Annotated in this window: 24 protein-coding genes and 1 tRNA gene; 14 read left to right on the top strand and 11 right to left on the bottom strand. The window is 69.5% G+C overall.

From position 1 onward, the window contains the following. Positions 1-471, bottom strand: a 471-nt coding sequence (locus N415_RS29085; protein WP_081665597.1) for a PE family protein, incomplete at its 3' end; no start/stop codon positions are given. Positions 472-874: 403 nt separating this feature from the next. After that, complete coding sequence (locus tag N415_RS29090; protein WP_068189389.1) at positions 875-3187, bottom strand: DEAD/DEAH box helicase; 2313 nt, start codon at positions 3185-3187, stop codon at positions 875-877. Between the two features lie 272 nt (positions 3188-3459). On the opposite strand from N415_RS29090, the gene cspA reads away from it, so the two are divergent. The 3 genes from cspA to topA all read left to right on the top strand — a co-directional run bounded on the left by cspA (position 3460) and on the right by topA (position 7373). Next, a complete protein-coding gene (cspA, locus tag N415_RS29095; RefSeq protein WP_007166602.1) occupies positions 3460-3663 on the top strand; it encodes a cold shock protein CspA in 204 nt (67 codons plus the stop codon). A 125-nt stretch (positions 3664-3788) separates the two neighbouring features. Then, a complete protein-coding gene (locus N415_RS29100; protein WP_068189391.1) occupies positions 3789-4388 on the top strand; it encodes a hypothetical protein in 600 nt (199 codons plus the stop codon). A gap of 195 nt (positions 4389-4583) precedes the next feature. Continuing rightward, entirely contained in the window at positions 4584-7373 is a 2790-nt protein-coding gene (gene topA, locus N415_RS29105) for a type I DNA topoisomerase (protein ID WP_068189394.1), read from the top strand. On the opposite strand, the gene N415_RS29110 is transcribed toward topA, so the two are convergent. After that, positions 7370-9022, bottom strand: a complete 1653-nt coding sequence (locus tag N415_RS29110) for an adenylate/guanylate cyclase domain-containing protein (RefSeq protein WP_142282353.1) — start codon at positions 9020-9022, stop codon at positions 7370-7372. The genes topA and N415_RS29110 overlap by 4 nt on opposite strands. A 106-nt stretch (positions 9023-9128) precedes the next feature. Between N415_RS29110 and N415_RS29115 the strand changes: the two genes are divergently transcribed. Both N415_RS29115 and N415_RS29120 read left to right on the top strand, forming a co-directional pair. Continuing rightward, a complete protein-coding gene (locus N415_RS29115) occupies positions 9129-10346 on the top strand; it encodes a DNA polymerase III subunit delta' (protein WP_068189397.1) in 1218 nt (405 codons plus the stop codon). 60 nt (positions 10347-10406) lie between these two features. Then, positions 10407-10479: transfer RNA gene (locus tag N415_RS29120), tRNA-Thr, on the top strand. Between the two features lie 39 nt (positions 10480-10518). On the opposite strand, the gene N415_RS31780 is transcribed toward N415_RS29120, so the two are convergent. After that, a complete protein-coding gene (locus N415_RS31780) occupies positions 10519-10752 on the bottom strand; it encodes a hypothetical protein (RefSeq protein ID WP_152531636.1) in 234 nt (77 codons plus the stop codon). Positions 10753-10890: 138 nt separating this feature from the next. Between N415_RS31780 and N415_RS29125 the strand changes: the two genes are divergently transcribed. Next, positions 10891-11133, top strand: coding sequence for a hypothetical protein (locus tag N415_RS29125; RefSeq protein WP_068189400.1), 243 nt, complete (start codon positions 10891-10893; stop codon positions 11131-11133). A 112-nt stretch (positions 11134-11245) separates the two neighbouring features. On the opposite strand, the gene N415_RS29130 is transcribed toward N415_RS29125, so the two are convergent. After that, a complete protein-coding gene (locus N415_RS29130; protein WP_239645734.1) occupies positions 11246-13087 on the bottom strand; it encodes a hypothetical protein in 1842 nt (613 codons plus the stop codon). On the opposite strand from N415_RS29130, the gene N415_RS29135 reads away from it, so the two are divergent. Beyond that, a complete protein-coding gene (locus tag N415_RS29135) occupies positions 13053-13997 on the top strand; it encodes an NAD-dependent epimerase/dehydratase family protein (protein WP_068189404.1) in 945 nt (314 codons plus the stop codon). The genes N415_RS29130 and N415_RS29135 overlap by 35 nt on opposite strands. A 215-nt stretch (positions 13998-14212) precedes the next feature. On the opposite strand, the gene N415_RS29140 is transcribed toward N415_RS29135, so the two are convergent. The 3 genes from N415_RS29140 to N415_RS29150 are packed head-to-tail and all read right to left on the bottom strand — an operon-like array spanning position 14213 to position 16554. Beyond that, a complete protein-coding gene (locus N415_RS29140) occupies positions 14213-14563 on the bottom strand; it encodes a DUF2304 domain-containing protein (protein WP_068108560.1) in 351 nt (116 codons plus the stop codon). Beyond that, complete coding sequence (locus tag N415_RS29145) at positions 14560-15255, bottom strand: glycosyltransferase family 2 protein (protein ID WP_068189407.1); 696 nt, start codon at positions 15253-15255, stop codon at positions 14560-14562. Before N415_RS29145 ends, N415_RS29140 begins: the two co-directional genes overlap by 4 nt. A 24-nt stretch (positions 15256-15279) precedes the next feature. After that, positions 15280-16554: a hypothetical protein gene (locus N415_RS29150; RefSeq protein WP_068189409.1), complete on the bottom strand. Its 1275-nt coding sequence runs from the start codon at positions 16552-16554 to the stop codon at positions 15280-15282. A gap of 90 nt (positions 16555-16644) precedes the next feature. Between N415_RS29150 and N415_RS29155 the strand changes: the two genes are divergently transcribed. After that, complete coding sequence (locus tag N415_RS29155; RefSeq protein ID WP_068189415.1) at positions 16645-17733, top strand: DUF475 domain-containing protein; 1089 nt, start codon at positions 16645-16647, stop codon at positions 17731-17733. Here N415_RS29155 and N415_RS29160 read toward each other — a convergent pair. Together N415_RS29160 and N415_RS29165 are read right to left on the bottom strand one after the other, a co-directional pair. Continuing rightward, positions 17730-18422 (bottom strand): hypothetical protein, encoded by a 693-nt coding sequence (locus N415_RS29160; protein WP_068189439.1) that lies wholly within the window; start codon positions 18420-18422, stop codon positions 17730-17732. The two genes, N415_RS29155 and N415_RS29160, sit on opposite strands and share 4 nt — an antisense overlap. Positions 18423-18478: 56 nt before the next feature. Then, positions 18479-18976, bottom strand: a complete 498-nt coding sequence (locus N415_RS29165; RefSeq protein ID WP_068108544.1) for an inorganic diphosphatase — start codon at positions 18974-18976, stop codon at positions 18479-18481. A gap of 115 nt (positions 18977-19091) precedes the next feature. Between N415_RS29165 and dacB the strand changes: the two genes are divergently transcribed. Genes dacB through hpt form a run of 4 tightly spaced genes read left to right on the top strand, consistent with a single transcriptional unit; the run spans position 19092 to position 23128 of the window. Beyond that, positions 19092-20477 carry a D-alanyl-D-alanine carboxypeptidase/D-alanyl-D-alanine-endopeptidase gene (dacB, locus tag N415_RS29170; RefSeq protein ID WP_152531637.1) on the top strand — a complete coding sequence of 462 codons (1386 nt, stop codon included), beginning with the start codon at positions 19092-19094 and terminating at the stop codon, positions 20475-20477. Then, the gene (locus N415_RS29175; RefSeq protein ID WP_068189441.1) at positions 20474-21535 is read left to right on the top strand and encodes a zinc-dependent metalloprotease; all 1062 of its coding nucleotides are present in this window, start codon (positions 20474-20476) and stop codon (positions 21533-21535) included. Before dacB ends, N415_RS29175 begins: the two co-directional genes overlap by 4 nt. Next, positions 21514-22473, top strand: a complete 960-nt coding sequence (tilS, locus tag N415_RS29180) for a tRNA lysidine(34) synthetase TilS (protein ID WP_068189419.1) — start codon at positions 21514-21516, stop codon at positions 22471-22473. The genes N415_RS29175 and tilS overlap by 22 nt, the downstream gene beginning before the upstream one ends. A 43-nt stretch (positions 22474-22516) precedes the next feature. Continuing rightward, positions 22517-23128: a hypoxanthine phosphoribosyltransferase gene (gene hpt / locus N415_RS29185; RefSeq protein ID WP_068189422.1), complete on the top strand. Its 612-nt coding sequence runs from the start codon at positions 22517-22519 to the stop codon at positions 23126-23128. Between the two features lie 88 nt (positions 23129-23216). On the opposite strand, the gene N415_RS29190 is transcribed toward hpt, so the two are convergent. After that, a complete protein-coding gene (locus N415_RS29190) occupies positions 23217-23927 on the bottom strand; it encodes an SIMPL domain-containing protein (RefSeq protein WP_068189425.1) in 711 nt (236 codons plus the stop codon). Between the two features lie 295 nt (positions 23928-24222). On the opposite strand from N415_RS29190, the gene N415_RS29195 reads away from it, so the two are divergent. Next, positions 24223-24522: a PE family protein gene (locus tag N415_RS29195; RefSeq protein ID WP_068189428.1), complete on the top strand. Its 300-nt coding sequence runs from the start codon at positions 24223-24225 to the stop codon at positions 24520-24522. 14 nt (positions 24523-24536) lie between these two features. Then, positions 24537-25050: PPE family protein (locus tag N415_RS29200; protein WP_152531638.1), on the top strand; the 514-nt coding region annotated here is incomplete at its 3' end.

Genomic DNA, 25050 nt, shown 5'->3' on the forward strand with positions numbered 1-25050 from the left:
GCCCGTGCCGGGCCCGCCGGAACCGCCGGCGCCGCCGTCGCCCAGCAACCATCCGCCGGGTGCGCCCGGCGCCCCGGTGCCCGGGGTCCCGTTGGCGCCGTTGCCGATCAGCGGGCGCCCGGTGAAGGTCTGAAACGGCGCGTTGATCGCGTTGAGCAGCTGCTGCTCCACCGCCTGCAAGGGCGAGGCGTTGGCGGCCTCGGTGAGGGCGTACTGGGCGGCGCTACCGGTCAGGGCGCGCACGAATTGCTCGTGAAACGCCGCCGTCTGCGCGCTGATCGCCTGATAGACCTCGGCATGTCCGGAAAGCAGCACCGCGATCGCCGCGGACACCTCGTCCTCGGCGGCGGGCAGCAATGCCGTAGTCGGCAGTGCCGCAGTCACATTCGCCGCGTTGAGCCGCGAGCCGATCCCGGCCAGGTCCGTTGCCGCCGCCGCCACGAATTCCGGTACCGCGTTCACAAACGACATCCGACACCTCCGACAAGGCCCCGGCATCCCGGGCGGCTTCGATTTCGACGCGCGCGATAAAACGCTAGAAAGCTAAACATGTCGAGTTTTCGGGATCAAGACTCTTCAGGCGTTTCGGATTAATCGTTATAAAGATCCTTCGGCGCCCTTTTGATCGACCCCATTCGGGCGATCCGACCGCGTCAGGCATTTGGCGGATTCGTGACGAAAAACGTTCGCCAGGAGGCGCCGGTGGGGACGCACAAGCGGACGCCGCTAGTCAGGGGGCCTGCGTACGCGGCTCCATCCGGGTGCCCCGCGACCCTTGCGTCGGAAGGCGCGATGCGGCCGCTCGATGAATTGCAGTCAGGGTTTCGCTATGGCGGAGCCAATTATGAATACATTTTTGTTTGACCCGAGAGCATTAATCGAAGCCACCCAATTCGGCCAGCACCAGCCGCAGCACAAGTACCGCACCGGTCTTGTCCAGTGGGTCGTTGCCATTTCCGCATTTGGGGGACTGCACGCACGACGGGCATCCGCTCGGGCATTCGCACGCCTCGATCGCGGCGGCCGTGGCGCTTAGCCAGGTGCGGGCCCGGCGAAAGCCGCGCTCGGCGAATCCCGCCCCGCCCGGGTAGCCGTCGTAGACGAAGACGGTGGGCAGCCCGTCGGGACCGATCGCGGTGGACAGGCCGCCGATGTCACCGCGGTCGCAGCTGGCGACCAGCGGCAGCAGGCCGATCGCCGCGTGCTCGGCGGCGTGCAGCGACCCGGGGACGCGAGGGGCATCAATGCCGTTGCGCAGCAAGGCATCCGGCGCGATCGTGTACATGGCGGACGTGGTGGGCAGCACGTGCTCGGGCATGTCGAGCTCGATGAAGTCGATCACCTCCCCGGACAACCGGCGACGCAGGTAGCCCACCACCCGATGGGTGACCCGGACCGGCACCAAACCCAGGGTGACGGGCCCGAAGGTTGACCGCTCGCCGCTGCCGGTGACCACGATGTCGGTGAGTTCGCGAGCGAACGTCGCATACCCGGGATCCTCGGCGTGCACGAAGGCGATCCCGTCCTCGGTGTCCAGGGAGTCGACGACGTAGGTCTCGCCTTGATGCAGGTACACCGCCCCGGGATGCACCGTGGCCGGGGCCCGATCCACGCCGGTGCTGCCCAGCAACCGCCCGGTGTCGGCCTCGACGATGACGATCTGGCCGCCGGCCGAGCCGCGGATGTCCACCGCCCCGTGTGGTTGTATCCCGGCGGCGGGGAAGTACTTTGCGTTGCGCCGCCGCAGCAGGCCGTCGTCGATCAGGCCCTGGGCCACCTCGATGGCGCCGAAATCCCGGATCTCGGTTTCGTCCAACGGCATTTCGGTTGCGGCGCAAAGGAGTTGGGGCCCCAGGATGTAGGGGTTGGCGGGATCGATGACGACCCGCTCGACCGGCTTGTCCAGCAGCGCGGCCGGGTGGTGGACCAGGTAGGTGTCCAGCGGGTCATCGCGGGCGATCAGCACGACCAGCGCGCCCTGGCCCCGTCGGCCCGACCGCCCGGCCTGCTGCCAGAACGAGGCGACCGTCCCCGGAAATCCGGCGAGCACCACCGCGTCCAGTCCGGCGATGTCGACGCCGAGCTCCAGCGCGTTCGTGGTGGCCAGTCCGCGCAGCCGCCCCTCGGCCAGGGCGCGCTCCAGCGCGGTGCGATCCTCGGCGAGATAGCCGGCCCGATACGACGCCACCTTCGACGACAGGTCCGGGGCGACGTCCTCGAGCCGCGCCCGTGCGCCCAGCGCGGTCAATTCCGCGGCGCGGCGCGATCGGACGAACGTCAGCGTCTGCGCTCCCTCGGCGATCAGGTCGGCCATCACCCGCGCCGCCTCGGCGCCGGCGGACCGGCGCACCGGCGCACCGTTCTCGCCGGTCAGGTCGGCCCGCAACGCGGGCTCCCACAACGCCACGGTCCGCGCGCCCTGCGGCGAGCCGTCCTCGGTGACCTCCGCGACCGGGCGGCCGATGAGCTCGGCGGCCGTCGCGCCCGGCGAATCGGTGGTCGCGCTGGCGAACACGACGGTCGGGTTAGCGGAGTAGCGCTCGCACAGCCGCAGCAGCCGGCGCAGGACCATCGCCACATTCGAGCCGAAAACCCCGCGGTAGTAATGACATTCGTCGACGATCACGAAGCGGAGGCCACGCAACAGCACGGCCCAGCGGGCATGGTTGCGCAAAATCGACAGATGGATCATGTCCGGGTTGGAAAACAGCCATCGCGAGCGTTCGCGCGCGAAGCGTCGCACCTCGGCGGGGCTGTCGCCGTCGTAGGCGGTGGGCGCGACGTCACGCAACCGGGGAACGGCCGCGGTCAGCGCGTGCGCGGTGCGCAACTGGTCGTGGCCCAGCGCCTTGGTCGGCGACAGGTAGAGCACCCGTGCCCGCGGGTCGGTCGCCAGCGCGTTTAGGACGGGAAGCTGATAGGCCAACGACTTGCCCGACGCGGTGCCGGTGCTGATCACCACGTGGCGTCCGGCGTGGGCCAGTTCGGCGGCCTGGAACTGGTGTGACCAGGGCGCCTCGACGCCCCGCTCGGCGAACGCGAGCACGACGTCGGGCTCGGCCCACTCCGGCCAGCCGTGCGGCCGGCCGGTGCGCGCGGGCAGCTCGGCGACGTGGCGCAGCGGACGCTCACCCGCCGCCGTTCCGGCGAGTGCGACGGCCAGCAGGTCGGCGCCGAAACTCGCCACGTGGCACCCTCCAAGGATCCGACTGGGACTCCGACTAAGGATCCGTCTGAGACGCAAGTCTGTCGCGGACGCGATGAACATGGTTGACTGATTGCGGTCGCAGCTTCTGTGTTCGTGTAAAACTTTCGCAGGAACAACGTTGCGACCGCGGTTCCTGCGAGGTTAATCGGTCGGGTGAAGTTCCGGCGACTACGCGAGGCATGGCGGTCGCAGCTGGCCCGGGGCATCGAAAGGCGGTGCCCCGCACCCATAAGAAAAGGAAAGATCGAGAGATGCCACAGGGAACTGTGAAGTGGTTCAACGCGGAGAAGGGCTTCGGGTTCATTGCGCCCGAAGACGGTTCCGCAGATGTTTTTGTCCACTACACGGAGATCCAGGGTTCGGGCTTCCGCACCCTTGAAGAAAACCAGAAGGTCGAGTTCGAGATCGGCCACAGCCCTAAGGGCCCCCAGGCCACCGGAGTCCGCTCCGTCTGAGACGAGCAGCTTCTCCGAGGAAACCCCCCGCGCAACTCCGCCCAGCGGAACTCGCCGGGGGGTTTTCGCTTTCCGTTTAGAGCGCCTGAAGGCGTGGACGGCCGACCTGGCCTACTGTCGTTGGCGTGAGCCAGCTTTCCTTCTTCACAGCGGAGTCGGTGCCGCCCGCGGTCGCCGATCTCTCGGGGGTGCTGGCGTGCTCCGGTCAGATTGTCGTGGTCTGCGCCCCGTCCAAGAGCGAGGTGCAGGGCGCGCGGCTCTCGGTCGTCGTGGACCAGCCGTGGCGGGCCGGTGGGCTGGCCGACATGATCCGCGAGGCGGGCCTGGCGCCCGAGATCGGCCGCACCGACGAGGACACCCCCCTGGTGCGGACGGCCGTGACCCCCGCGTTGGTCACGCTGGCCGCCGAATGGACCCGCGGCGCGGTCAAGACGGTGCCCCCGCGGTGGCTGCCCGGGCCGCGGGAGCTGCGGGCCTGGACGCTGGCGGCCGGAAACCCGGAGGGCGAGCACTATCTGCTCGGGCTGGATCCGCACGCGCCCGACACTCATTCCCCGCTGGCGTCGGCGCTGATGCGCGTCGGGATCGCGCCCACCCTGATCGGCACCCGCGGCGGCCGGCCGGCGCTGCGGATCAGCGGCCGTCGGCGGCTATCGCGCCTGGTAGAGAACGTGGGGGAACCGCCGGACACCGCCGAGGCGTTGCCGTTGTGGCCGCGGGTCTAGCCGCGCTTTAGGACCCGTTTTTGGGCAGGCCGGTTTGCGCAGTCCCGCCCGAGGGTGCGAAATTGTCAGGTGCCCTGCAAGCGAAGGAACGCTGGCGTGCCTGATTTCACCGGAATTTCGGACGTTGGCCTGTCATTCTTCCTGCAGGGCGGTCTCGCAAGGGGGGCCGAGATAAGAGATGGAGCGTAAGCGCAGTTGGCTGACCCGAAGCTAAAGGACCGCGTCAGCGGCGGAAATGGGATCCGGAGGCGACTCGTCATCGTCGAGTCGCCGACGAAGGCACGCAAACTGGCCGGCTACCTGGGTTCCAGCTACATCGTCGAATCCTCCCGAGGCCACATCCGCGACCTGCCCCGCGCGGCCGCCGACGTGCCGGCCAAGTTCAAGTCCGAGCCGTGGGCCAGGCTCGGAGTCAACGTCGACGCCGACTTCGAGCCGCTCTACATCATCAGCCCGGAGAAGAAGAGCACGGTCAGCGAGCTGAAGGGCCTGCTCAAGGACGTCGACGAACTCTATCTGGCCACGGATGGTGACCGGGAGGGCGAGGCCATCGCCTGGCACCTGCTGGAAACCCTCAAGCCGAACATCCCGGTCAAACGGATGGTCTTCCACGAGATCACCGAACCGGCGATCTTGGAGGCCGCCGAAAACCCCCGCGACCTGGACATCGATCTGGTCGACGCCCAGGAGACGCGCCGCATCCTGGACCGGCTGTACGGCTACGAGGTCAGCCCGGTGCTGTGGAAGAAGGTCGCTCCCAAGCTGTCGGCCGGCCGCGTGCAGTCGGTGGCCACCCGCATCATCGTGCAGCGCGAGCGCGACCGCATGGCGTTCCGCAGCGCGTCGTACTGGGACATCGTTGCCCAGCTGGACGCCAGCGTGTCCGACCCACAGGCCCAGCCGCCCACCTTCACCGCGCGGCTGTCCGGCGTGGACGGCCTGCGTGTGGCCACCGGCCGCGACTTCGACTCGCTGGGCCAGCTGCGCAAGGCCGATGAGGTCGTGGTCCTGGACGAGGCCGCCGCGACGGAGCTGGCCACCGGGTTGCGGGGGGCGCAGCTGTCGGTGACCTCGGTCGAGGAGAAGCCCTACACGCGGCGCCCGTACGCGCCGTTCATGACCTCGACGCTGCAGCAGGAGGCCGGCCGCAAGTTGCGGTTCTCCTCCGAGCGCACGATGAGCATCGCGCAGCGCCTCTACGAGAACGGCTACATCACTTATATGCGCACCGACTCGACGACACTGTCGCAGTCGGCGATCAACGCGGCGCGCAACCAGGCGCGCCAGCTCTACGGCGAGGAGTACGTCTCGCCGTCGCCGCGCCAGTACACCCGCAAGGTGAAGAACGCCCAGGAGGCGCACGAGGCGATCCGGCCCGCCGGGGAGACCTTCGCGACCCCCGACGCGGTGCGGCGCGAGCTCGACGGCGACGAGTTCCGGCTCTACGAGCTGATCTGGCAGCGCACGGTGGCCTCGCAGATGTCCGACGCGCGCGGCACCACGCTGAGCCTGCGGATCGGCGGCAGGTCCGGAGAACGTGACGTGATTTTCTCCGCGACCGGGCGCACCATCACGTTCGCCGGCTTCCTCAAGGCCTACGTGGAAACGGTCGACGAGCTGGCCGGCGGCGAGGCCGACGACGCGGAGCGCCGGCTGCCCCGCCTGACCGAGGGGCAGCGGCTGGAGGCCCTCGAGCTCACCCCCGACGGCCACGCCACCAACCCGCCCGCGCGCTACACCGAGGCCTCGCTGGTCAAGGCGCTCGAGGAGCTGGGCATCGGCCGGCCGTCGACGTACTCCTCGATCATCAAGACCATTCAGGACCGCGGCTACGTGTACAAGAAGGGCAGCGCCCTGGTGCCGTCGTGGGTCGCGTTCGCCGTCACCGGTCTGCTGGAGCAGCACTTCGGCCGGCTGGTCGACTACGGGTTCACCGCGGCGATGGAAGACGAGCTCGACGCGATCGCGTCGGGCAACGAGCAGCGCACCACCTGGCTCAACAACTTCTACTTCGGCGGTGATCACGGCGTGCCGGAGTCGATAGCCCGCTCCGGTGGCCTGAAGAAGCTCGTCGGCGTCAACCTGGAGGGCATCGACGCGCGAGAGGTCAACTCCATCAAGGTGTTTGACGACGCGGAGGGCCGGCCCGTCTATGTCCGGGTGGGCAAGAACGGCCCCTACCTCGAACGCATCGTGACAGGCGAGGACGGCGAGCCCACCCCGCAGCGGGCCAACCTCAACGACTCGCTGACCCCCGACGAGCTGACGCTGGAGGTGGCCGAGGAGCTCTTCGCCACGCCGCAGGAGGGCCGCGTCCTGGGGATCGATCCGGAAACCGGTCACGAGATCGTCGCCAAGGACGGCCGGTACGGGCCGTATGTGACCGAGGTCCTGCCCCCGCAGCCCGACGAGGACGAGGGGGGTGCCCCGGCGAAGAAGGGCAAGAAACCCACCGGCCCGAAACCCCGCACCGGCTCGCTGCTGCGCAGCATGGACCTGCAAACGGTCACCCTCGAGGACGCGTTGAAGCTGCTGTCGCTGCCCCGGGTGGTCGGCACCGACCCCGAATCCGGTGAGCCGATCACCGCACAGAATGGGCGCTACGGCCCATACCTTAAGCGGGGCAACGACTCTCGCTCGCTGGCGACCGAGGACCAGATCTTCGACATCACGCTCGAGGAGGCGTTGAAGATCTACGCCGAGCCCAAACGCCGTGGCAGGCAAGGCGCTTCGGCGCCGCCGCTGCGCGAGCTGGGCACCGACCCGGCGTCGGGCAAGCCGATGGTGATCAAGGACGGCCGCTTCGGGCCGTACGTCACCGACGGCGAGACCAACGCCAGCCTGCGCAAGGGCGACGACGTGCTGTCGATCACCGACGAGCGCGCCGCGGAGCTGCTGGCCGACCGGCGGGCCCGCGGCCCGGCCAAGCGGCCCGCGAAGAAATCCACCCGCAAGGCCCCGGCGAAGCGGGCGACCAAGCGCTAACCGCGCACGTCGCTCGAGACCTCTTCTTCCACAACGTCTTCCGGGGTGGCCAGCTTCACCGGCCGGGCCAGCTGGGTCGGTGCGGCGCGGCCGCGCAACTCGACGACCTCGCCCACGTCCCAGCACAACGCTTCGGCGTCCAACGCGCCGCTGACCGCGATCGCCGACGCGAGCACGTGCCCGGCCTCCAGCTTGGCCAGCTCGGTGAGCCGCGCGGCCTCGTTGACCGGGTCGCCGATCACCGTGTACTCGAAGCGGGCCTGCGCGCCGATGTGGCCGGCGATGGCCCGTCCCGCCGACACCCCGATGCCGAACTCGGCGTAACCGATCACCGGGAGGAGTTCGTCGTGCAGCTCGCGGGCGGCGGCGAGCGCGCCGCCGGAGGAGTCGGGGTGTTCGATGGGCGCCCCGAAGATGGCCAGCGCCGCGTCGCCCTGGAACTTGTTGACGAACCCGCCGTGCTTGCCGACGGTGTCGACCACCACCCGGAAGAACTCGTTGAGCAGGTGGACGACCTCCGCGGGCGGCCGGGTGGCGGCCAGCTGGGTGGAGCCCACCAGGTCCACGAAGAGCACTGCGACGTCGCGCTCCTGGCCGCCCAATTCGGTGCCGCGCTCCAAAGCCCGGCGGGCCACGTCCTCGCCGACGTAGCGGCCGAACAGGTCGCGCAGCCGCTGCCGCTCGGACAGGTCACGCACCATGTCGTTGAAGCCGGCCTGCAGCAGGCCCAGCTCGCTGGCGTCGTAGATCTGCATGTGCGCGTTGTAGTTTCCGCGCTGCACCTCAGACAACGCCCAGCGCAGCTGGCGCAGTGGGTCGGCGATCGACATGGCCACCAGCAGCGTGCTGACCAGCCCGATGCCCAGCGCCGCCAACGCCAGCAACAGGATCGGGTTGAACAGCTTCTCGGGCGTCGCGTGCAGCAGCGAGGCCTTGTCTGCCACCACCGCCAGCACGATCGCCAGCAGCGGCACCGCGGTGGACAGCATCCAGCTCAGCATCTGGCGCAGGATCACGCCGGGCGCCTTGACGTTCTCCGGCACGCCGCTGCGCAGGGCCGCGACCGCGACCGGCCGCAGCACCCGCTCGGACTGCAGGTACCCGATGATCGCCGTCGCGGCGGCGCCCAGCGCCGTGGCGACCGCGACGACGGGCGCGGTGTACTTGGCCACCGACCAGCTCGCGATGATGAAGACCACGCCGCCAATGCACCAGGCGACCATGCTGGTGATCGTGCGGTAGAACGGCATCCGCAACGCGCGGCTGCGGGCCAGCTCGGTGGCGGCCGGGTCGGCCTCGGCCAGCAGGTTGTCGCGGCGTTGCCAGCGGAACACCGGCAGCATCAGCCGCAGGTTGAACACGATCCCGGCGAGGAAAAGGAAGATCACGACGCTGACGAAGACGGCCAAGTTGACCGGCGGCAGGTCCTGCAGCTGGATGCGGTCCTGGGGCGGCAGGCCGTAGCGAAGGAAGCCCAGCACGAACAGCCCGCCGATGATGTCGGCCTGCAACATGCTCAGCGCGAACAGTGGCCACGGCGTGCGCACCACCCACCGGGCGAACGCGCTGATTCGCCCGGGCAGTGCTGCCTCGGTTGCCACCAATCCACCGTATCGGGCAGGGCGGACTTGGCGGAAAACAATAAGAATCTCGGCAAGTCGCCGTACCTGCCGAAACGACCGGAAATGTCACGGATTCATCCCGATCCGGTGGCCGATCGGTATCGGTCGGTCGGTGTCACTACTGTTGCCGGTGATGTCCGGGGTGTTTACGCGGCTGGTAGGCCAGGAGGCTGTGGTGGCCACGCTGCTCGCGGCGGCCCGCGCGGCCCGCGGTGATCCGGCTCACAGCGATCCGGCCGACGGGACTATGACACATGCGTGGCTCATCACCGGCCCGCCGGGTTCCGGCCGCTCGGTGGCCGCGCTGTGCTTCGCGGCCGCGCTGCAGTGCACGGCGTCCGCCGAGGACGGCGGCCCCGGGTGCGGGCGCTGCCGGGGCTGCACGACGACCATGGCCGGCACCCACGCCGACGTGCGGCGGGTGATTCCCGAGGGCCTGTCCATCGGCGTCGACGAGATGCGCGCGATCGTGCAGATCGCGTCGCGGCGCCCGACGACCGGGCACCGGCAGATCGTGGTGATCGAGGACGCCGACCGGTTGACCGAGGGCGCCGCGAACGCGCTGCTGAAGGTGGTCGAGGAGCCCCCGCCGTCGACGGTGTTCCTGTTGTGCGCGCCGTCGGTGGACCCCGAGGACATCGCGGTCACGCTGCGCTCCCGGTGCCGCCACGTCGCGCTGGTGACCCCGCCGACCGAGGCGATCGCGCGGGTGCTCGTCGACAGCGATGGCCTGGACGAAGAGACGGCCAACTGGGCCGCCTCGGTCAGCGGCGGGCATGTGGGGCGGGCGCGCCGGCTCGCCACCGATTCCGAGGCGCGGCAGCGACGGGAGCGGGCGCTCGGCCTGGTGCGCGACGCGGCAACCCCGTCGCGCGCCTACGCCGCCGCCGAGGAACTGGTGGCGGCAGCCGAGGCCGAGGCCGTGGTGCTGACGGCGGACCGCGCCGAGGCCGAGACCGAGGAGTTGCGGACGGCGCTCGGCGCCGGCGGCACGGGCAAGGGCACCGCGGGCGCGCTGCGGGGTGCCACGGGCGCGATCAGGGACCTTGAGCGACGGCAGAAGTCGCGCCAGACGCGGGCGTCGCGCGATGCCCTGGACCGGGCGCTGATCGACCTCGCCACCTACTTTCGGGATGCGTTGGTGGTGTCGGCGAATGCCGGCGGCGTTAAGGCGAACCACCCCGACATGGCCGATCGGGTGGCTGCCCTGGGCGCACACGCCTCGCCCGAGAAGCTGCTGCGCTGCATCGAGGCGGTGCTGGAATGCCGCGAGGCGCTGGCGATCAACGTCAAACCCAAGTTCGCGGTGGACGCGATGGTCGCCACGTTCGGCCAGGAACTGCGGGATTGACCTCCGGCGACTTGGGTGGGTCAGCCCGCCTGCCGTAGACTCGTGCCGCCCGCAGGGCACGCCACCTTAGCTCAGTCGGTAGAGCGGCTCACTCGTAATGAGCAGGTCAGGAGTTCGATTCTCCTAGGTGGCTCCGGTATTCGCCTCACTCGGCGCGCGATCTCGGACCGGTTCAGCGAGCCCGTTGCGCAAGCCGCCGCGCGGGCGCTTGCTCCCCATCGCCCAGGTACCGGCGTTGTAACTGGTTGATGTGGCCCTGTGCTTCGTTGATGTCCCGTCGCAGGGCGTCTGCTTCGGGCCGGCAACCCCGGTGTTCTAGCCAAGCAAGCTGGCGGGTCATTTCGTCGATCAGCTCGCATAAGGCCCGGACCAATGCCACGGCCTGGGCGGCATCGCGTTCACCCATCCGGGAATCGTTGCACTAATGGCCTGATTCTGAAAGGGCGGTAGCGCATCCGAAACAAGCCGCTTAACGAACCTTAAAACCCGTCGCCGCTCCCCGCGCGGGCGAGCGGATCGCCGTGAGCCTTCGTAGCGTGCTCCTATGACATTCAAGGTTGTGTGGGCCGATGGCAGCGAGAACACCTACGGAGACGAACTACATTTCGACACCGAGGGCGCGGTTCTCAAGATCGGTTACACCAAGGGCAGGTGGTCGTGGTATTTCGCGCCCCACCAATGGGCCCACATCGAGCACGACCCACGGGACGCGGTGCCGCCTCCATTCCCGCGGGTCGTCGCAGGGCTTCGCTCCCAGGCCGTTAACTCCGAGCGGGCCAATCCCTAAGTGAGCGGGGCAATTTCGGTGCCTCTCGGGCGCCGAATGTCACGCTGGCGTCACGCTCGAGGGCGAACGTGACGCTAGCGTCACGCTCGGCGCGTGCTGGGGTCAAGCCGGATCAGGCCGGCGCGACGAAACCCACCGGACCCGACGCCAGGCACAACGACAGCGCGGTGGTGTTGGCGCGGACAGTGATCGCGTTTCCGGCGCCCGGCAGCCGGACAAACACGCGGTTCAAACCCGGATGCACCGGCACCTTGACTGCGGGCCCCTCGGAGAGCGACAGGTTCATCGAACCCTCGCTGTTGGCAAGGTAATTCAGTTCGACGGTCCAATCGGCGGGCAGCAGCGGCCCGTCGAGCATCAGCCGCGCCGGCTTGTCCGGCTGGGCGAAGTACCCGCACTGCGGCATGGGTCCCGGGACGATGGTGCGGATCCAGCTGACCCGCGCCTTGATCAGCCGGCCCGAGCTGTCGAACATGCGCAATTGGCTTGTCGCCGAGGCGAATTCGGGCCGGTCACGCAGCAGGGCGAACATGTGGCTGGCCAGGTTCTCCGGGGCGGCCACCCGCTGCAACACCAGCGGGTCGACCTCCTGGTCCAGCAGCGGCGCGTCCGAGGACGCGCGCGCGGCGGCGAGCGCGGCCCGCGCGTTCTGCAGGTAGGGCTGGGCCGGGTTGTCGCGCCAGCTGGTCAGGAAGGTGGCCGTCGAGTACAGGCTGCTGGCCACGAACGCCGCCGCCAAAAACGCCGTCGCCGCGGCGCGTTTCGGTGAGGCGTCCAGCCATCGCGCGGCGGCCGGCCGGTTGGGCGCGCATAACGCGACGGCGGCCAGCAGCGCCAACACCACGACCAGATCCGGCAGGTAGCGCAGGGTCTGGGCGAGTTCCAGCGCGGTTTGCTTCGACGACCGCATCAGATAGATCGGCACCTGACAGGCGGCGGTGTAGCCCGCCGCGGTCAGCCACACCGGCCAAATGCGTTGCTTGCGGAACAGCGACGCGGCGACGGCCAAGGCCAGCACCAGCCAGCCGAGCGCCATCGCCAGGGGCGGGGGAGTGGCCCACGGCGAGGCCGGGGCCCAGCGGTCCCAGTGCCACGGCCCGCCGGCCAGCCCCGGCACCACGCCGTGGGTGATCGAGCGCCACAGCAGGTCGCCGGTCATCGACAGGTCGGAACTCCACCGCTTCTGGTTGACCACGGCCAGGTACAGCGCAATCCACGCGGCGGTCAGGGCCAGCGACGCGACCCACAGCCGCCGGCCCGCGCGCCACACCGTGCGGACCGCCGGCCCGTCACCCCGCACGTGGCAGAGCAGCGCGGCCACCGCGAAGGCGACGAACGGAATCACGGCGGCCTTCTCGAAGAACAGCAGTCCGCCGAGGTAGGCCAGCACACCGGTCAGCGCGTAACGCCGGTTGCCGGTGCGGACCAGCAGGATCGCGTCGGCGCACACCCAGGCCAGCGCCGCCAGCATGGGCAGCGAGTTCAGCGCCGCGGCCCACCAGGCGAACCCCGGCACGGCCAGCGGTGTGAACAGCGCGAATGTCAACGGCAACAGCAGCACCCACCGCCAGCCGAGGATGACGTACAGCGCCCGCAGCAGCGCCAGCGAGGCCAGCAGCGACAGCACCAGCAGACTGATCGCCGGGCCGGTCCAGTCCAGCGGCGCCAACCGGATGAGCGCGCCGGCGACCAGGAACGCGGCCGGCATCACGTGGCCGTCGTGGTCGTCGAACAGGTAGGACGGCGACAGCAGGCCCTGCGTGCCGGCCTTGCCGATGAGAATCAGGTCGTCCCAGTAGAAATAGCCGCGAAAGGCGAGCACCGCGCGGATCCCCAGCTGCGCGGCGATCAGCGCGGCCGCGGCCAGGGCGACTCGAGGCACGCGGGTCGTGCGCGCGGCCCGCTTGTATGGTGGGCCGGTGCGCGCACTGGTCACCGGGGGAGCCGGATTCATCGGGTCGACGCTAGTCGACCGTCTGCTTGCCGACGGCCACACGGTAGTGGGGCTGGACAATTTCGCCACCGGCCGCGCGACCAACCTCGAGCACCTGGCCGACAACCCGGCGCACGTCTTCGTCGAGGCGGACATCGTGACGGCCGACCTGCACGCGATCCTCGACGAGCACCGGCCGGAGGTGGTGTTTCACCTGGCCGCCCAGATCGACGTGCGGCACTCGGTGGCCAACCCCCAGTTCGACGCGTCGGTCAACGTCATCGGCACCATCCGCCTGGCCGAGGCGGCGCGCCAGACCGGTGTGCGAAAAATCGTGCACACCTCGTCGGGGGGATCCATCTACGGCACCCCGCCGGTGTACCCGACCCCCGAGTCGGTGCCCACCGATCCTTCTTCGCCATATGCCGCCGGAAAGGTGGCCGGCGAAATCTACCTGAACACGTTTCGCAATCTGTACGGGCTGGACTGCTCGCACATCGCGCCCGCCAATGTGTACGGACCGCGGCAGGACCCGCACGGGGAGGCCGGCGTGGTGGCGATCTTCGCCCAGGCGCTGCTGGCCGGCAAGCCCACCAAGGTCTTCGGCGACGGCGGTAAAACCCGCGACTACGTGTACGTCGACGACGTGGTCGACGCGTTCGTCAAGGCCGCCGGTCCCGCGGGCGGCGGGCAGCGGTTCAACGTCGGCACCGGCATCGAAACCTCGGACCGCCAACTGCATTCGGCGGTGGCCGCCGCCGTCGGCGGGCCCGACGACCCGGAGTTCCATCCGGACCGCTTGGGCGATCTGAGGCGGTCGTGCCTCGACATCGGTTTGGCCGAAAGGGTTTTGGGCTGGCGCCCGCAGGTGCAGCTGGACGACGGCGTGCGTCGCACTGTGGAGTACTTCCGCAAGGCCCACACTCTTTGACTCTGCGCCGGGCGTGAACGCAGGGCGAAGTTCTGCGATGTTGTTCGCCGTGATTACACGCTCGGCGGCTTGGTGGACGAGGGCAGCTAGCCGCTGGGCGGTCGGCTCTTTGATTGTGCAGTCAGGGCTTTCGGTGTGAGCCCAGGGCGGGGATTTTGCCGAGATCCCGCCGCGGGTTCACCCGCAAAGCCCTCACTGCACACGCACGGCCGCGGTTACACGTTCGACGACGGTTCGGGCTCCTGCGCGCCCTCCAGCGCCACCGCCCGGGCCAGTCGCGCGTAGCGCAACTCCAGGTCCTTGAACCGCATGTAGGTGCTCAGGGTGGTGAAGCTGAACGCGATGATCAGCGCGTAGAGCATCAGGTCGGTGCCGCGGCGCACGCCGAACCAGTGCGCGACCACCGTCGTGTCGTCGGGCCGCAACACGGCGTAGATGCCGCCGAACACGAACAGCACGTATCCGACCTTGACCCACGCTTTGGACCGCGAGCTGCGGCGCGACCGCAACAGATAGACCAGCAGCGCGATGATCGCCCCGATCAGCAGCACCTGGATCCAGTTCATCTCGGAATCCTCCCTCGCAGAAACCCGTCGAAGATGATGTTGACGCCGTTGAGCAGGGGCTGCCCCTTCGACTTCGAGTATTCGGTGTAGAGCACCTCGACCGGCTGTTCGGCCACGCGCCAATGGTTTTCGGCGATCAGCATGACGAACTCGTTGGCGTGGCTCATGCCGCTCATGGTGATGTCCAGCCCGTCGGCGACTTTCTTGTTGAACACCCGCAGCCCATTGTTGGTGTCGGTCAAGCCAAGTCGGCGACCGCGCCGGCTCAGCCGCGCGGCGGTCCGCAGCACGATCCGCTTGAAAAGCGGTGGCCGGCTGCCCTCCTGGGCGCCGAACCGGGTCCCGATGACGACGTCGACGTCCCCCACCCCGAGCCGTTCGACCATCGCGGCCACGTCTTTGACGCGGTGCTGGCCGTCGGCGTCGAACGTGGCGAACACCTGCGCCCCGGGCTGGCGGCGCGCGTACTCGATGCCGGTTTGGATGGCCGCGCCCTGGCCCAGGTTGACCGGATGACGCACCAGGTGCGCCCCGGCCCGCCGGGCGATCTCGCCGGTGCCGTCGCTGCTGCCGTCGTCCACGCACACGACGTGGTCGAAGGCCGAGCGGACGTCGGCGATCACGTCGCCGATCACTGCGGCTTCGTTGAATGCGGGAATGACGATCCAGACGCCTTGGGATTCAGTAGCCATCTAAGTGCACCAGGGTAGCCAGGATCAGCCGGTTAAGCGTCCGGCGCGCGCGAGGGCCGCCAGATGCACGCCGATTCCGACCATCGGTCCGCACAGCAGGCCGACCACGGTGCGCGTCTGCAGTGCCAGCGGCAGCATCAGCAATAGCCCCGACGCCACGGTCGCGCCGACCCAGCCGAGCGCGTAGGCCCGGTGCAGCGCCGCGGCGACCGTCGCGGCACCGGTCAGCGTCAGGATCGCGATCGCCACGGCCGCCGCCGTCAGCCACGCCAGGAGCGCGCTGCTGGCCTGGTACTGGGCCCCGAACGCGACCCGCAGCAGCCAGGGCCCGATGACACCGGCCGCCAGCACTCCGACCGCGCCGACGCCGCCGATGATCGCGGCCGGCGCGAGCAGCGCCCGAAGCCGGTCGCTGCGCTCGTCGACGAAGTGCGCGATGAGGTTGCCTTGCATGGCGGTCAGCGGGACCAGCAGCGGCGCGCGGGTCAGCGTCACGGCCAGGATGATGACGCCGCCCTGGGCGCCCAACTCGGCGCTGGTCAGCTTCAGCAGCACCGGGAATCCCATCACCAGGATTGCGCTGGCGCCGGCCGCGGTGATGGAATGCGCGGCGCCGCGCAGGAAGGTCGAGGTGCTGCCGGGCGTCAGCAGCCGGGCCGCGGCGCGGGCCGTGGGCGACGCCGCGATGATGATCAGCCAGGCCGTCGCGCCCGCCACCGTCGCCCACAGGAATCCGGCCAGCCCCCATCCAAGGACGAAGGTGGCCGCGGCGACCGTCACCCGGATGACCGCGTCGGTCACCATCAGCGCCCCGTACGACGTCCAATGGTTGGTGCCGGCCAGCATGCCCAGCAGGGTGGCGTGCAGGCAGAACCCGGCCAGCCCGACGGAAAGCAGCGCCACCGACAGCCAGCGCTCCTCGACGAACACCCGCCCGCTCCACAGCGGCGAGCTGCCGGCGATCACGACGGCCGCGGTCACGCCGATCATCGCGGCAAGCCGCAGCGGATGGGTGCGGCCGACCGGCGCCGCCCCGATGTCGTGCAGGTAGCGCTCCGATCGGACCTCGCGGGTGGTTTCCTGCAGCAGGCCGAACGCGGCCCCGGTGACCAGCCCGAACGCGCCCCAGAACACTCCGAAGATCGAAAAGCCGCGCGGCGCCAGGTCGCGGGCGGCCAGATAAATCACCGCGTACCCGCACAGCGCGGTGAGCGCGGTGGCGGTGGCGACCCGGGCCACGCTGCCGCGCGCGACCGGGCCGGCCCCGGTGGAGGCTTGGGTACCGCCGGCTTCGGGCATCGCCACAATTTGAAAATAGTAAGTGCGCCGGCGTCGGTGGCCCGCGCCGGCGAGGTCGTCGCTATTGTGGGCGGCTGTTGGGAAGGATCCATGGCCGCGTTCCGCATCTTCGGGATCTCGCTGTTGGTCACCGCCGCGGCCCTCGCGATCGGATATCTGCACGGCGGGCCGAATGCCCTCTTTCTGCTGCTGGTGCTGGCCGTTCTGGAGATATCCCTGTCGTTCGACAACGCGATCATCAACGCCGCGATCCTCAAGCGGATGAGCCCGTTTTGGCGGCAGATGTTCCTGACGCTGGGCATCCTCATCGCCGTCTTCGGCATGCGGTTGTTTTTTCCGCTGCTCATCGTCTGGGCCACCGCCGGCCTCGAACCGGTCCGCGCATTCGAGTTGGCGCTCAACCCGCCGCCGCATGGCGCGCTGGAATTCCCGGACGGCTCGCCCAGCTACGAGAAGCTGATCGCCGCCGCCCACCCACAGATCGCGGCGTTCGGTGGGACCTTCCTGTTGATGCTGTTTCTGGATTTCGTGTTCCACGACCGAGACATCAAGTGGCTCAAGTGGATTGAGATTCCCTTCGCCCGCATCGGACGGCTCGGTCAGGTGTCGGTGGTGGTGGCCGGCGTCGCGCTGGTCCTGGTGTCGACGGAGCTGACGCACTCCGACGACGAGCGCGCGACGGTGCTGACCGCCGGGGTGCTGGGACTGATCTCGTATCTGGTCGTCAACGGTTTGAGCCGGGCGTTTCGGCCCCAGGACCTCGACACGGTGGCCGACGGCAAGCCGGCCGGCAGCGCGGTCGGCAAGGCCGGGCTGACGCTGTTCATCTACCTTGAGGTGCTCGACGCCGCCTTCTCCTTCGACGGGGTCACCGGCGCCTTCGCGATCACCTCCGACCCGATCGTCATCGCGCTGGGTCTCGGGCTGGTGGGCTCGATGTTCGTCCGGTCGATCACCATCTACCTGGTCCAGCAGGACGCGCTGGACCGTTACGTATACCTCGAGCATGGCGCGCACTGGGCGATCGGCGCGCTGTCCGTGATCATGCTGGTCTCCATCGAGCCGCGGTGGCAGGTGCCCGAGGCGGTCACGGCCTCGGTCGGCGTGGTCTTCATCGGGGCGGCCCTGGGCTGGAGCGTGTTGCGCAATCGGCGCAAGGCCGCAGCGTCGTCGGGCTAAGCCTCGATCTGGCCCGCGATCCGCGATTCGATGGCGGCCCGTGCCGGCGCCGGCAGCACGATCAGCCCGTCAAGTTCCTTGGTGGCCCGCAGGTAGGCGCTCTGTCGTTCCTCGCGCGTCGCCGCCTCGTCCTGCGCCAGGTGCAGCAGGTGCTGCGCGCGCGCCAGCCGCTGCTGGTCGTCCTCGGAGAAGTCGCTGCGGCGCCGGCGAATCGCCTCGGCCTCGGCGATCTCGAACGCGCTGATGTACTCGTGGACGGCGTCGCGGTACTCCACCTGGGCGGCGCGATCGCCGGCGAGGTTCTCCACGTCCGCGGCCCGTTCGGGGCGCAGCAGGTCCGCGCGCCGCTTCGCCTTGTGAAACGCGATGGTCAGCGGGGCGCGCATGTCCGTCATCATCGGGAAGTCCAGCAACTTGGCGAGGTCGAGTTCGTAATCGAACCACCGCGCGTCGGTACGGTCATGCGCCGCAATGATTTTGGTGAGCTCCCGGCGCGAGCCTTCCCTGTTGTCCCGGTTTCGCCCGGCCGCCTCGGCCGCCGCGAGCTTGGCCTGCTGCTTCAGCCGGTAGCGCTCCAGCCGCCGGTCGGCCCGACGCTCGTTGGCGGCGACTACCGCCCGCACGCCGGCGCCGATCGAGCCGCCCAGCGGGAAGATCAGCCACCAGAAGTTGGAGGCGAAATGCCACATCGGGGTCACATCGCCAGGATGCCACCGGGTGGCGCGCAGCGGTTACGCCCAGAGCGTTAGCCGCGTCGGTGCGGTTGTGCCTTGAACCGCTCGATCGAACGCTGCACTTCGGCCTCGGCTTCGGCGCGGTCAACCCAGTCGGCGGTCTTCACGTACTTGCCCGGCTCTAGGGCCTTGTATTGGGAGAAGAAGTGCTTGATGACGTCGAGCTCGAAGGGCGGCACATCCCCGATGTCCTGGATCTGATCCCACCGGCTGTCGCCGGCCGGCACACACAACACCTTGTCGTCGCCGCCGGCCTCGTCGACCATCCGGAACATTGCCACCGGGCGCGCCTCCACGATCACGCCGGGGAACACGGATTGCGGCAGCAGCACCAGCGCGTCCAGCGGGTCGCCGTCCTCGCCGAGGGTGTCCTCGATGAAGCCGTAGTCGGTGGGGTAGGCCATCGAGGTGTAGAGGTAGCGGTCCAGCCGCACCCGGCCCGTCTCGTGGTCGACCTCGTACTTGTTGCGTTGACCTTTCGGGATTTCGATGGTGACGTCGAATTGCACCGCGCGGGCTCCTTCACGAGGGGTGGACCTGGGTCGGTCGGTTGGGTCGGGCATCACCCTAGTCGAGGGCATCGCGGCCGATTCGGCAGAATGGGTTCAAACAGTCAGGAGAGTGATGGGTCCTACTCGCTGGCGGAAATCCACCCAGGTGTTCATCGGATTGGCCGTGCTGGCGTTCGTCGCCGCGGTGGTGGCTGCGGCAACGTTTTTCACCATGGGGGGTCACGGGGCCGGCGCCGCGCATGTGCCGGTGCCGCCGCCGCGCCCGCCGACGGTCAAGCCGGGCATGGTCCCGGTCGCCGACACCGCCGAGACGCCCAGCCCCGCCGGGGTGGCCGCCGCGCTGGCGCCGACGGCCGCCGATCCCAACCTGGGCCGGCTGGGTGGCCGGATCACCGACGCCATCACCGGCAAGGAACTCTGGCGGGTGGCCGACGACCTGCCGCTGGTGCCGGCATCGACCAACAAGGTCCTGACCGCGGCGGCGGCGTTGCTGACGCTGGACCGTCAGGCCCGGATCAGCACCCGGGTGGTCGCGGGCAGCCAGAACGCCCAGGGGCCCGTCGTGCTGGTCGGCGCGGGTGATCCGGTGTTGTCGGCCGCGCCGCCGGGTGTGGACACCTGGTACCGCGGCGCGGCGCGCATCAGCGACCTCGCCGAGCAGGTGCGCCGCAGCGGGGTCACCCCGACCGCGGTGCAGGTGGACATCTCCGCGTTCAGCGGACCGACGATGGCCCAGGGCTGGGACCCGGCGGACGTCGACAACGGCGACATCGCGCCGATCGAGTCGGTGATGATCGACGCCGGCCGCATCCAGCCGACCACGGTCAACTCGCGGCGGTCCAAAACGCCGGCGCTGGACGCCGGTCGGGAGCTGGCCAAGGCCCTCGGCCTGGACCCGGGCGCGGTGACGATCGCCACGGCGCCCTCCGGCGCGCGGCAGCTGGCCGTCGTGCAGTCCGCGCCGCTGGTCCAGCGGCTGTCCGAGATGATGGACCACTCCGACAACGTGCTCGCCGAGTGCATCGCCCGCGAGGTCGCCGCCGCGATCAACCGGCCGCAGAGCTTCGGCGGGGCCGTCGACGCGGTGACCAACCGGTTGAGCACCGCGCACGTCGACACCGCCGGGGCCAGGCTGGTCGATTCCAGCGGGCTTTCGGTCGACGACCGGCTGACCGCCAAGACGCTCGACGGAGTGGTGCAGGCGGCCGCGGGCCCGGACCAGCCGGCGCTGCGGGCGGTGCTGGACCTGCTGCCGATCGCCGGCGGCAGCGGGACGCTGGGCGACCGGTTCCTCGACGCCGCCACCGACCGCGGTCCCGCGGGCTGGCTGCGCGCCAAGACGGGCTCGTTGACCGCGGTCAATTCGCTGGTCGGGGTGCTGACCGACCGCAGCGGGCGGGTGCTCACCTTCGCATTCCTGTCCAACGACGCGGGCCCGAACGGCCGCAATGCGATGGACGCCCTGGCCACCAAGCTGTGGTTCTGCGGGTGCGCATGACCGCCTCGTCCGGCCTGACCCTCGGGACCGCCGTCGACTGGCAGTTCGCGGCGACGGTCGGCCAGCGCCTGGCCCGGCCCGGCCCGGCGGCCAGTGACTACACCCGCCGCCAGGTGATCGACGAGCTGACCAGCGCGGCCGCCAAAGCCGAACCGCCCGTGCGCGAAGTCACCGGCCTGATCACCGATGGGGCGGTGCCCCCGGCCCGCATCGTCGACCGCCTGCAGTGGATCGGCGCGGCCGCCGAGTCGATGCGGGTGATGACCAACGGAACCGACAAGCCGCGCGGGTTTTTCACCGGCCGCATCACCGGCGCGCAGACGGGCGCCGTGCTCGCGTTCGTGTCGTCGGGGATCCTTGGCCAGTACGACCCGTTCGCAGCCGCGAAACAGGGAAGCCTGCTGCTGGTCTATCCGAACGTCATCGCCGTCGAGCGCCAGCTTCGCGTCGATCCCTCCGACTTCCGGCTCTGGGTCTGCCTGCACGAGGTGACCCACCGGGTCCAGTTCACCGCCAACCCGTGGTTGTCCGACTACATGTCCAAGGCGCTGGGACTGCTGACGCAGGACGCGGGCGAGGACATGCGGGAGGTGGCGACCCGGCTCGCCGAATTCGTCCGCAACCGCGGCATCGGCGCGGATGGGTCTGCGGCGTCGGACGGCACCTCCTCGGGGATCCTCGGTCTGGTCCGCGCCGTGCAGTCCGAGCCGCAGCGCGAGGCCCTGGACCAGCTGCTGGTGCTCGGGACGCTGCTGGAGGGCCACGCCGATCACGTGATGGATGCCGTCGGGCCGGTCGTGGTGCCGTCGGTGGCCACCATCCGCCGCCGATTCGACGAGCGCCGCCACCGCAAGCAGCCGCCGCTGCAGCGGCTGCTGCGCGCGCTCCTCGGACTCGACGCGAAGCTCAGCCAATACACCCGCGGCAAGGCGTTCGTCGACCACGTCGTGGGGAAGGTCGGAATGCAGCGGTTCAACACCATCTGGTCTGGACCCGAAACGCTGCCGTTGCCCGCCGAGATCGAAGACCCCCAGCGATGGATCGACAGGGTGCTGTAGGGCAGCTGCGCACGGCTGTCGAGGCTTTCGCCAACACCTATCTCGCCACCGGCAATCGGTGGCGCGTGGCGCTGTCCGGCGGTCCCGACTCGCTGGCGCTCACCGCGGTCGCCGCCCCGCTCCGCCCCACCACCGCCGTGATCGTCGACCACGGCCTGCAACCCGGGTCGGCCGCTGTCGCCGAGACCGCCCGGCAGCAGGCGCTCGCGCTGGGATGTGTTGACGCCCAAGTGGTTTGCGTGGAGGTGGGCAAGGACGGCGGCCCGGAGGCGGCAGCCCGCGCGGCCCGCTATGCGGCACTGAACGCCACCGGCGACGGCCCGGTGCTGTTGGCGCACACGCTCGACGATCAGGCGGAGACGGTGCTGCTGGGTCTGGGCCGCGGCTCCGGGGGCCGCTCGATCGCCGGCATGAGGCCGCACGATCCGCCGTGGTGCCGGCCGCTGCTGGGGGTGCGGCGATCCGCGACCCACGCCGCGTGCGCGGAACTGGGGTTGACCGCCTGGCAGGACCCGCACAACACCGACCGCCGCTTCACCCGGACCCGGCTGCGCCTCGAGGTGCTGCCCCTGCTCGAGGACGTGCTGGGCGGCGGCGTGGCCGAGGCGTTGGCGCGCACCGCGACCGCGTTGCGCGAGGACACCGAGCTGATCGATGCGCTGGCCGCGCAGGCGCTGCCCGGGGTGCGGGCGGGGGCGGGCCTGGAGGCCGGAGAGCTGGCCGCGCTGCCGGACCCGGTTCGACGGCGGGTGATCCGCGGCTGGCTGCTGGCCGGGGGCGCGACCGGCTTGACCGACAAGCAGATTCGCGGCGTCGACACGCTCGTCACGGCGTGGCGCGGGCAGGGTGGGGTCGCGGTGGGCTCCGCGCTGCGCGGCGAGCGATTGATCGCCGGGCGGCGCGACGGCGTGCTGACGATGTGGCGCGAGCCTGTGTAAACGGGGACGGTCATTGGTTATTCGGCCGCTGGCGTGGCACTCTGTGGGCGTGGCCCAGATCTCCCCGGCTGTCACCCCCGCGCAGCCCGTGGAGCTGTACCCGGGGGATATCAAGTCGGTGCTGCTCACCGCGGAGCAGATTCAGGCGCGCATCGCCGAACTCGGCGAGGAGATCGGCAACCACTACCGCGAACTTGCCGCCCAGACCGGCGAGGATCTGTTGCTGATCACCGTGCTCAAGGGCGCGGTGATTTTCGTCACCGACCTGGCCCGCGCGATCCCGGTGCCCACCCAGTTCGAATTCATGGCCGTCAGCTCCTACGGTTCCTCGACGTCCTCGTCGGGCGTGGTGCGCATCATGAAGGACCTGGACCGCGACATCCACGATCGCGACGTGCTGATCGTCGAGGACGTCGTCGACTCCGGGCTGACCCTGTCGTGGTTGCTGCGCAACCTCAAGAGCCGGCATCCCCGTTCGTTGCGGGTGTGCACCCTGCTGCGCAAGCCCGACGCGATGCGCGCCAAAGTCGAGATCGCCTACGTGGGCTTCGACATTCCCAACGACTTCGTGGTCGGCTACGGCCTGGATTACGACGAGCGCTACCGGGACCTGTCCTACATCGGCACCCTGGATCCCCGGGTCTACGAGCAGTAGTTAGCGGTTATTCCGGACAGCGAGCTCGACGCCAGCTTGCAAGTCACTCGAACTTTTCCGCGCCACCGTCGATCTCGACGAAAGACCCTTAGTCCAGCTCCCACACCGCGGTCACCGAGAAACTCACGGTCTGCTGGCCGGGTTCGAGCGGGACCGCGGCCGTGCTCCGGGGCGGCGCCGGTGGCCCGCCTGGCATGGGCTGGCTGCCGGACACCTCCGAAATCGACAGCACCCGGCCCAGTCGAAGGCCGGACAGCTGGGCGTATTGGTCGGCGCGGGCCTTGGCGTCGTCGAATGCCCGCGCACGGGCGTCCTTGACCAGCTGCGAATCGTCGGCGATGGAGTAGCTGACCGAGCTGATCCGGGTGGCGTCGCCGCCGGTGGTGACGATCAGGGCCAGCAGCCGTGACGCGGCGTCGGTCGGGTGGATCTTGACCCGGATCGAGTTGGTCGCGCGGTAGCCGGTGATCGTCGCGGTTCCGCTGCCGTACTGGGGTTCCAGGTTGACCGTGGTGGTGCTGATGTCCTTGCGGTCCAGGCCGGCGCCGACGAGGGCGTTGATCACCGCCTGCTGACGATCGTTGGTCTGCTTCATCGCGGCGGTGACGTCGGGTGCGGTGAATTCGATGCCGGCATCGGCGGTCAACGTGTCCGGGACGCCCTGGACCTGTCCCGAGCCGACGACGGTCACCTGACGCGGGTTAGCCCCGGGCGCCGGCGCGGCAGTGTGCTTGTCGCACGCCGACAACGCGGCGACGGTCAAGCCGGCGGCGGCCAAAGCGATCGATTTGCGGACCATGTGTGGACCCTACGCCCGGCCGCGCATTTATCGTCGGCAAAGCCTACCGCGTGTCGTGGCAATCCGACCGAAGTTCATGTCGAACTCTAATCATATTGGTTTGCAACGTCTTTCATGCAATCTCCATAACTCGCAGCACATTGCCGCAGTTAAGTGAACAGTTCCCTACCCGCCAATGAATACGGTCCAGGGGGGTTGCGGTGACCGGCCGGGTCGGGCCTAACCTCTGAGCTGCTTCGGTGCCGCCCTTGGTGACCGAAATCCTTTGATCGAATTGAGTTTTGGGAGGACACACATGTCGATCGTGATCACGCAGCCCGGCGCGCTCGCGGCCGCGGCGGACGAAATGCATGCGCTGAATGCGTTGGTGCGGGCGGGAAATGCCGCCGCGGCCGCCCCGACGACCGGGGTCGTTCCCGCCGCGGCGGACCTGGTATCGATGCTGACCGCGGCGCAGTTCGCTTCGCACGCAAGGCTTTTCCAAGAGGTCAGTGCTCAGGCCGCTGCAATGCGGGAGCTGCTGGCGGCCACGCTCGGCGTCAGCGCCGGCTCGTATGAGGCCACCGAAGACGGCAACACCAACGCAGTCGGCTAGGGCGAGAGGCAGCCATGCTGGATTTCGCGCAGTTACCGCCGGAGATCAACTCCGCGCTGATGTACTCGGGTCCCGGCTCGACGCCCATGCTCAATGCCGCGACCGCCTGGGAAGCGCTGGCCACCGAGCTGCACACGACGGCGTCGGGCTACCGGTCGCTGATCACGGGCCTGACCGATGGGCCATGGCAGGGGCCGGCCGCGGCGGCGATGGCGACCGCGGCCGGTTCCCAGGTCGGATGGCTGAGCGGCACCGCCGCGCAGGCCGAGGAGGCCGCGACCCAAGCCGCAGCCGCGGCCGGTGCGTATGAGGCGGCGTTTGCGGCCACCGTGCCACCGCCGGTGATCGCGGCCAACCGCGCGCTGTTGATGTCTCTGTTGGCGACGAACTTCTTGGGTCAGAACACCGCGGCGATCGCGGCCACCGAGGCGCAGTACGCCGAGATGTGGGCACAGGACGCGGCCGCGATGTACGGCTACGCGGGTTCGTCCGCGGCGGCCTCGGCGTTGACGCCGTTCGGCCCGGCGG

Origin of the sequence: Mycobacterium sp. UM_CSW (genome assembly GCF_000455205.1) — a bacterium.
Classification (GTDB): Bacteria; Actinomycetota; Actinomycetes; order Mycobacteriales; family Mycobacteriaceae; genus Mycobacterium.

What these genes read in the sequence shown, in the direction of transcription:
- cspA (WP_007166602.1), top strand. Translation starts at nt 3,460, where the DNA reads ATGCCACAGGGAACTGTGAAGTGGTTCAACGCGGAGAAGGGCTTCGGG.
- N415_RS29115 (WP_068189397.1), top strand. Translation starts at nt 9,129, where the DNA reads ATGTCCGGGGTGTTTACGCGGCTGGTAGGCCAGGAGGCTGTGGTGGCC.
- N415_RS31780 (WP_152531636.1), bottom strand. Translation starts at nt 10,752, where the DNA reads ATGGGTGAACGCGATGCCGCCCAGGCCGTGGCATTGGTCCGGGCCTTA.
- N415_RS29125 (WP_068189400.1), top strand. Translation starts at nt 10,891, where the DNA reads ATGACATTCAAGGTTGTGTGGGCCGATGGCAGCGAGAACACCTACGGA.
- N415_RS29130 (WP_239645734.1), bottom strand. Translation starts at nt 13,087, where the DNA reads ATGAATCCGGCTCCCCCGGTGACCAGTGCGCGCACCGGCCCACCATAC.
- N415_RS29140 (WP_068108560.1), bottom strand. Translation starts at nt 14,563, where the DNA reads ATGAACTGGATCCAGGTGCTGCTGATCGGGGCGATCATCGCGCTGCTG.
- N415_RS29145 (WP_068189407.1), bottom strand. Translation starts at nt 15,255, where the DNA reads ATGGCTACTGAATCCCAAGGCGTCTGGATCGTCATTCCCGCATTCAAC.
- N415_RS29150 (WP_068189409.1), bottom strand. Translation starts at nt 16,554, where the DNA reads ATGCCCGAAGCCGGCGGTACCCAAGCCTCCACCGGGGCCGGCCCGGTC.
- N415_RS29155 (WP_068189415.1), top strand. Translation starts at nt 16,645, where the DNA reads ATGGCCGCGTTCCGCATCTTCGGGATCTCGCTGTTGGTCACCGCCGCG.
- N415_RS29160 (WP_068189439.1), bottom strand. Translation starts at nt 18,422, where the DNA reads ATGTGGCATTTCGCCTCCAACTTCTGGTGGCTGATCTTCCCGCTGGGC.
- dacB (WP_152531637.1), top strand. Translation starts at nt 19,092, where the DNA reads ATGGGTCCTACTCGCTGGCGGAAATCCACCCAGGTGTTCATCGGATTG.
- N415_RS29175 (WP_068189441.1), top strand. Translation starts at nt 20,474, where the DNA reads ATGACCGCCTCGTCCGGCCTGACCCTCGGGACCGCCGTCGACTGGCAG.
- tilS (WP_068189419.1), top strand. Translation starts at nt 21,514, where the DNA reads ATGGATCGACAGGGTGCTGTAGGGCAGCTGCGCACGGCTGTCGAGGCT.
- N415_RS29190 (WP_068189425.1), bottom strand. Translation starts at nt 23,927, where the DNA reads ATGGTCCGCAAATCGATCGCTTTGGCCGCCGCCGGCTTGACCGTCGCC.
- N415_RS29195 (WP_068189428.1), top strand. Translation starts at nt 24,223, where the DNA reads ATGTCGATCGTGATCACGCAGCCCGGCGCGCTCGCGGCCGCGGCGGAC.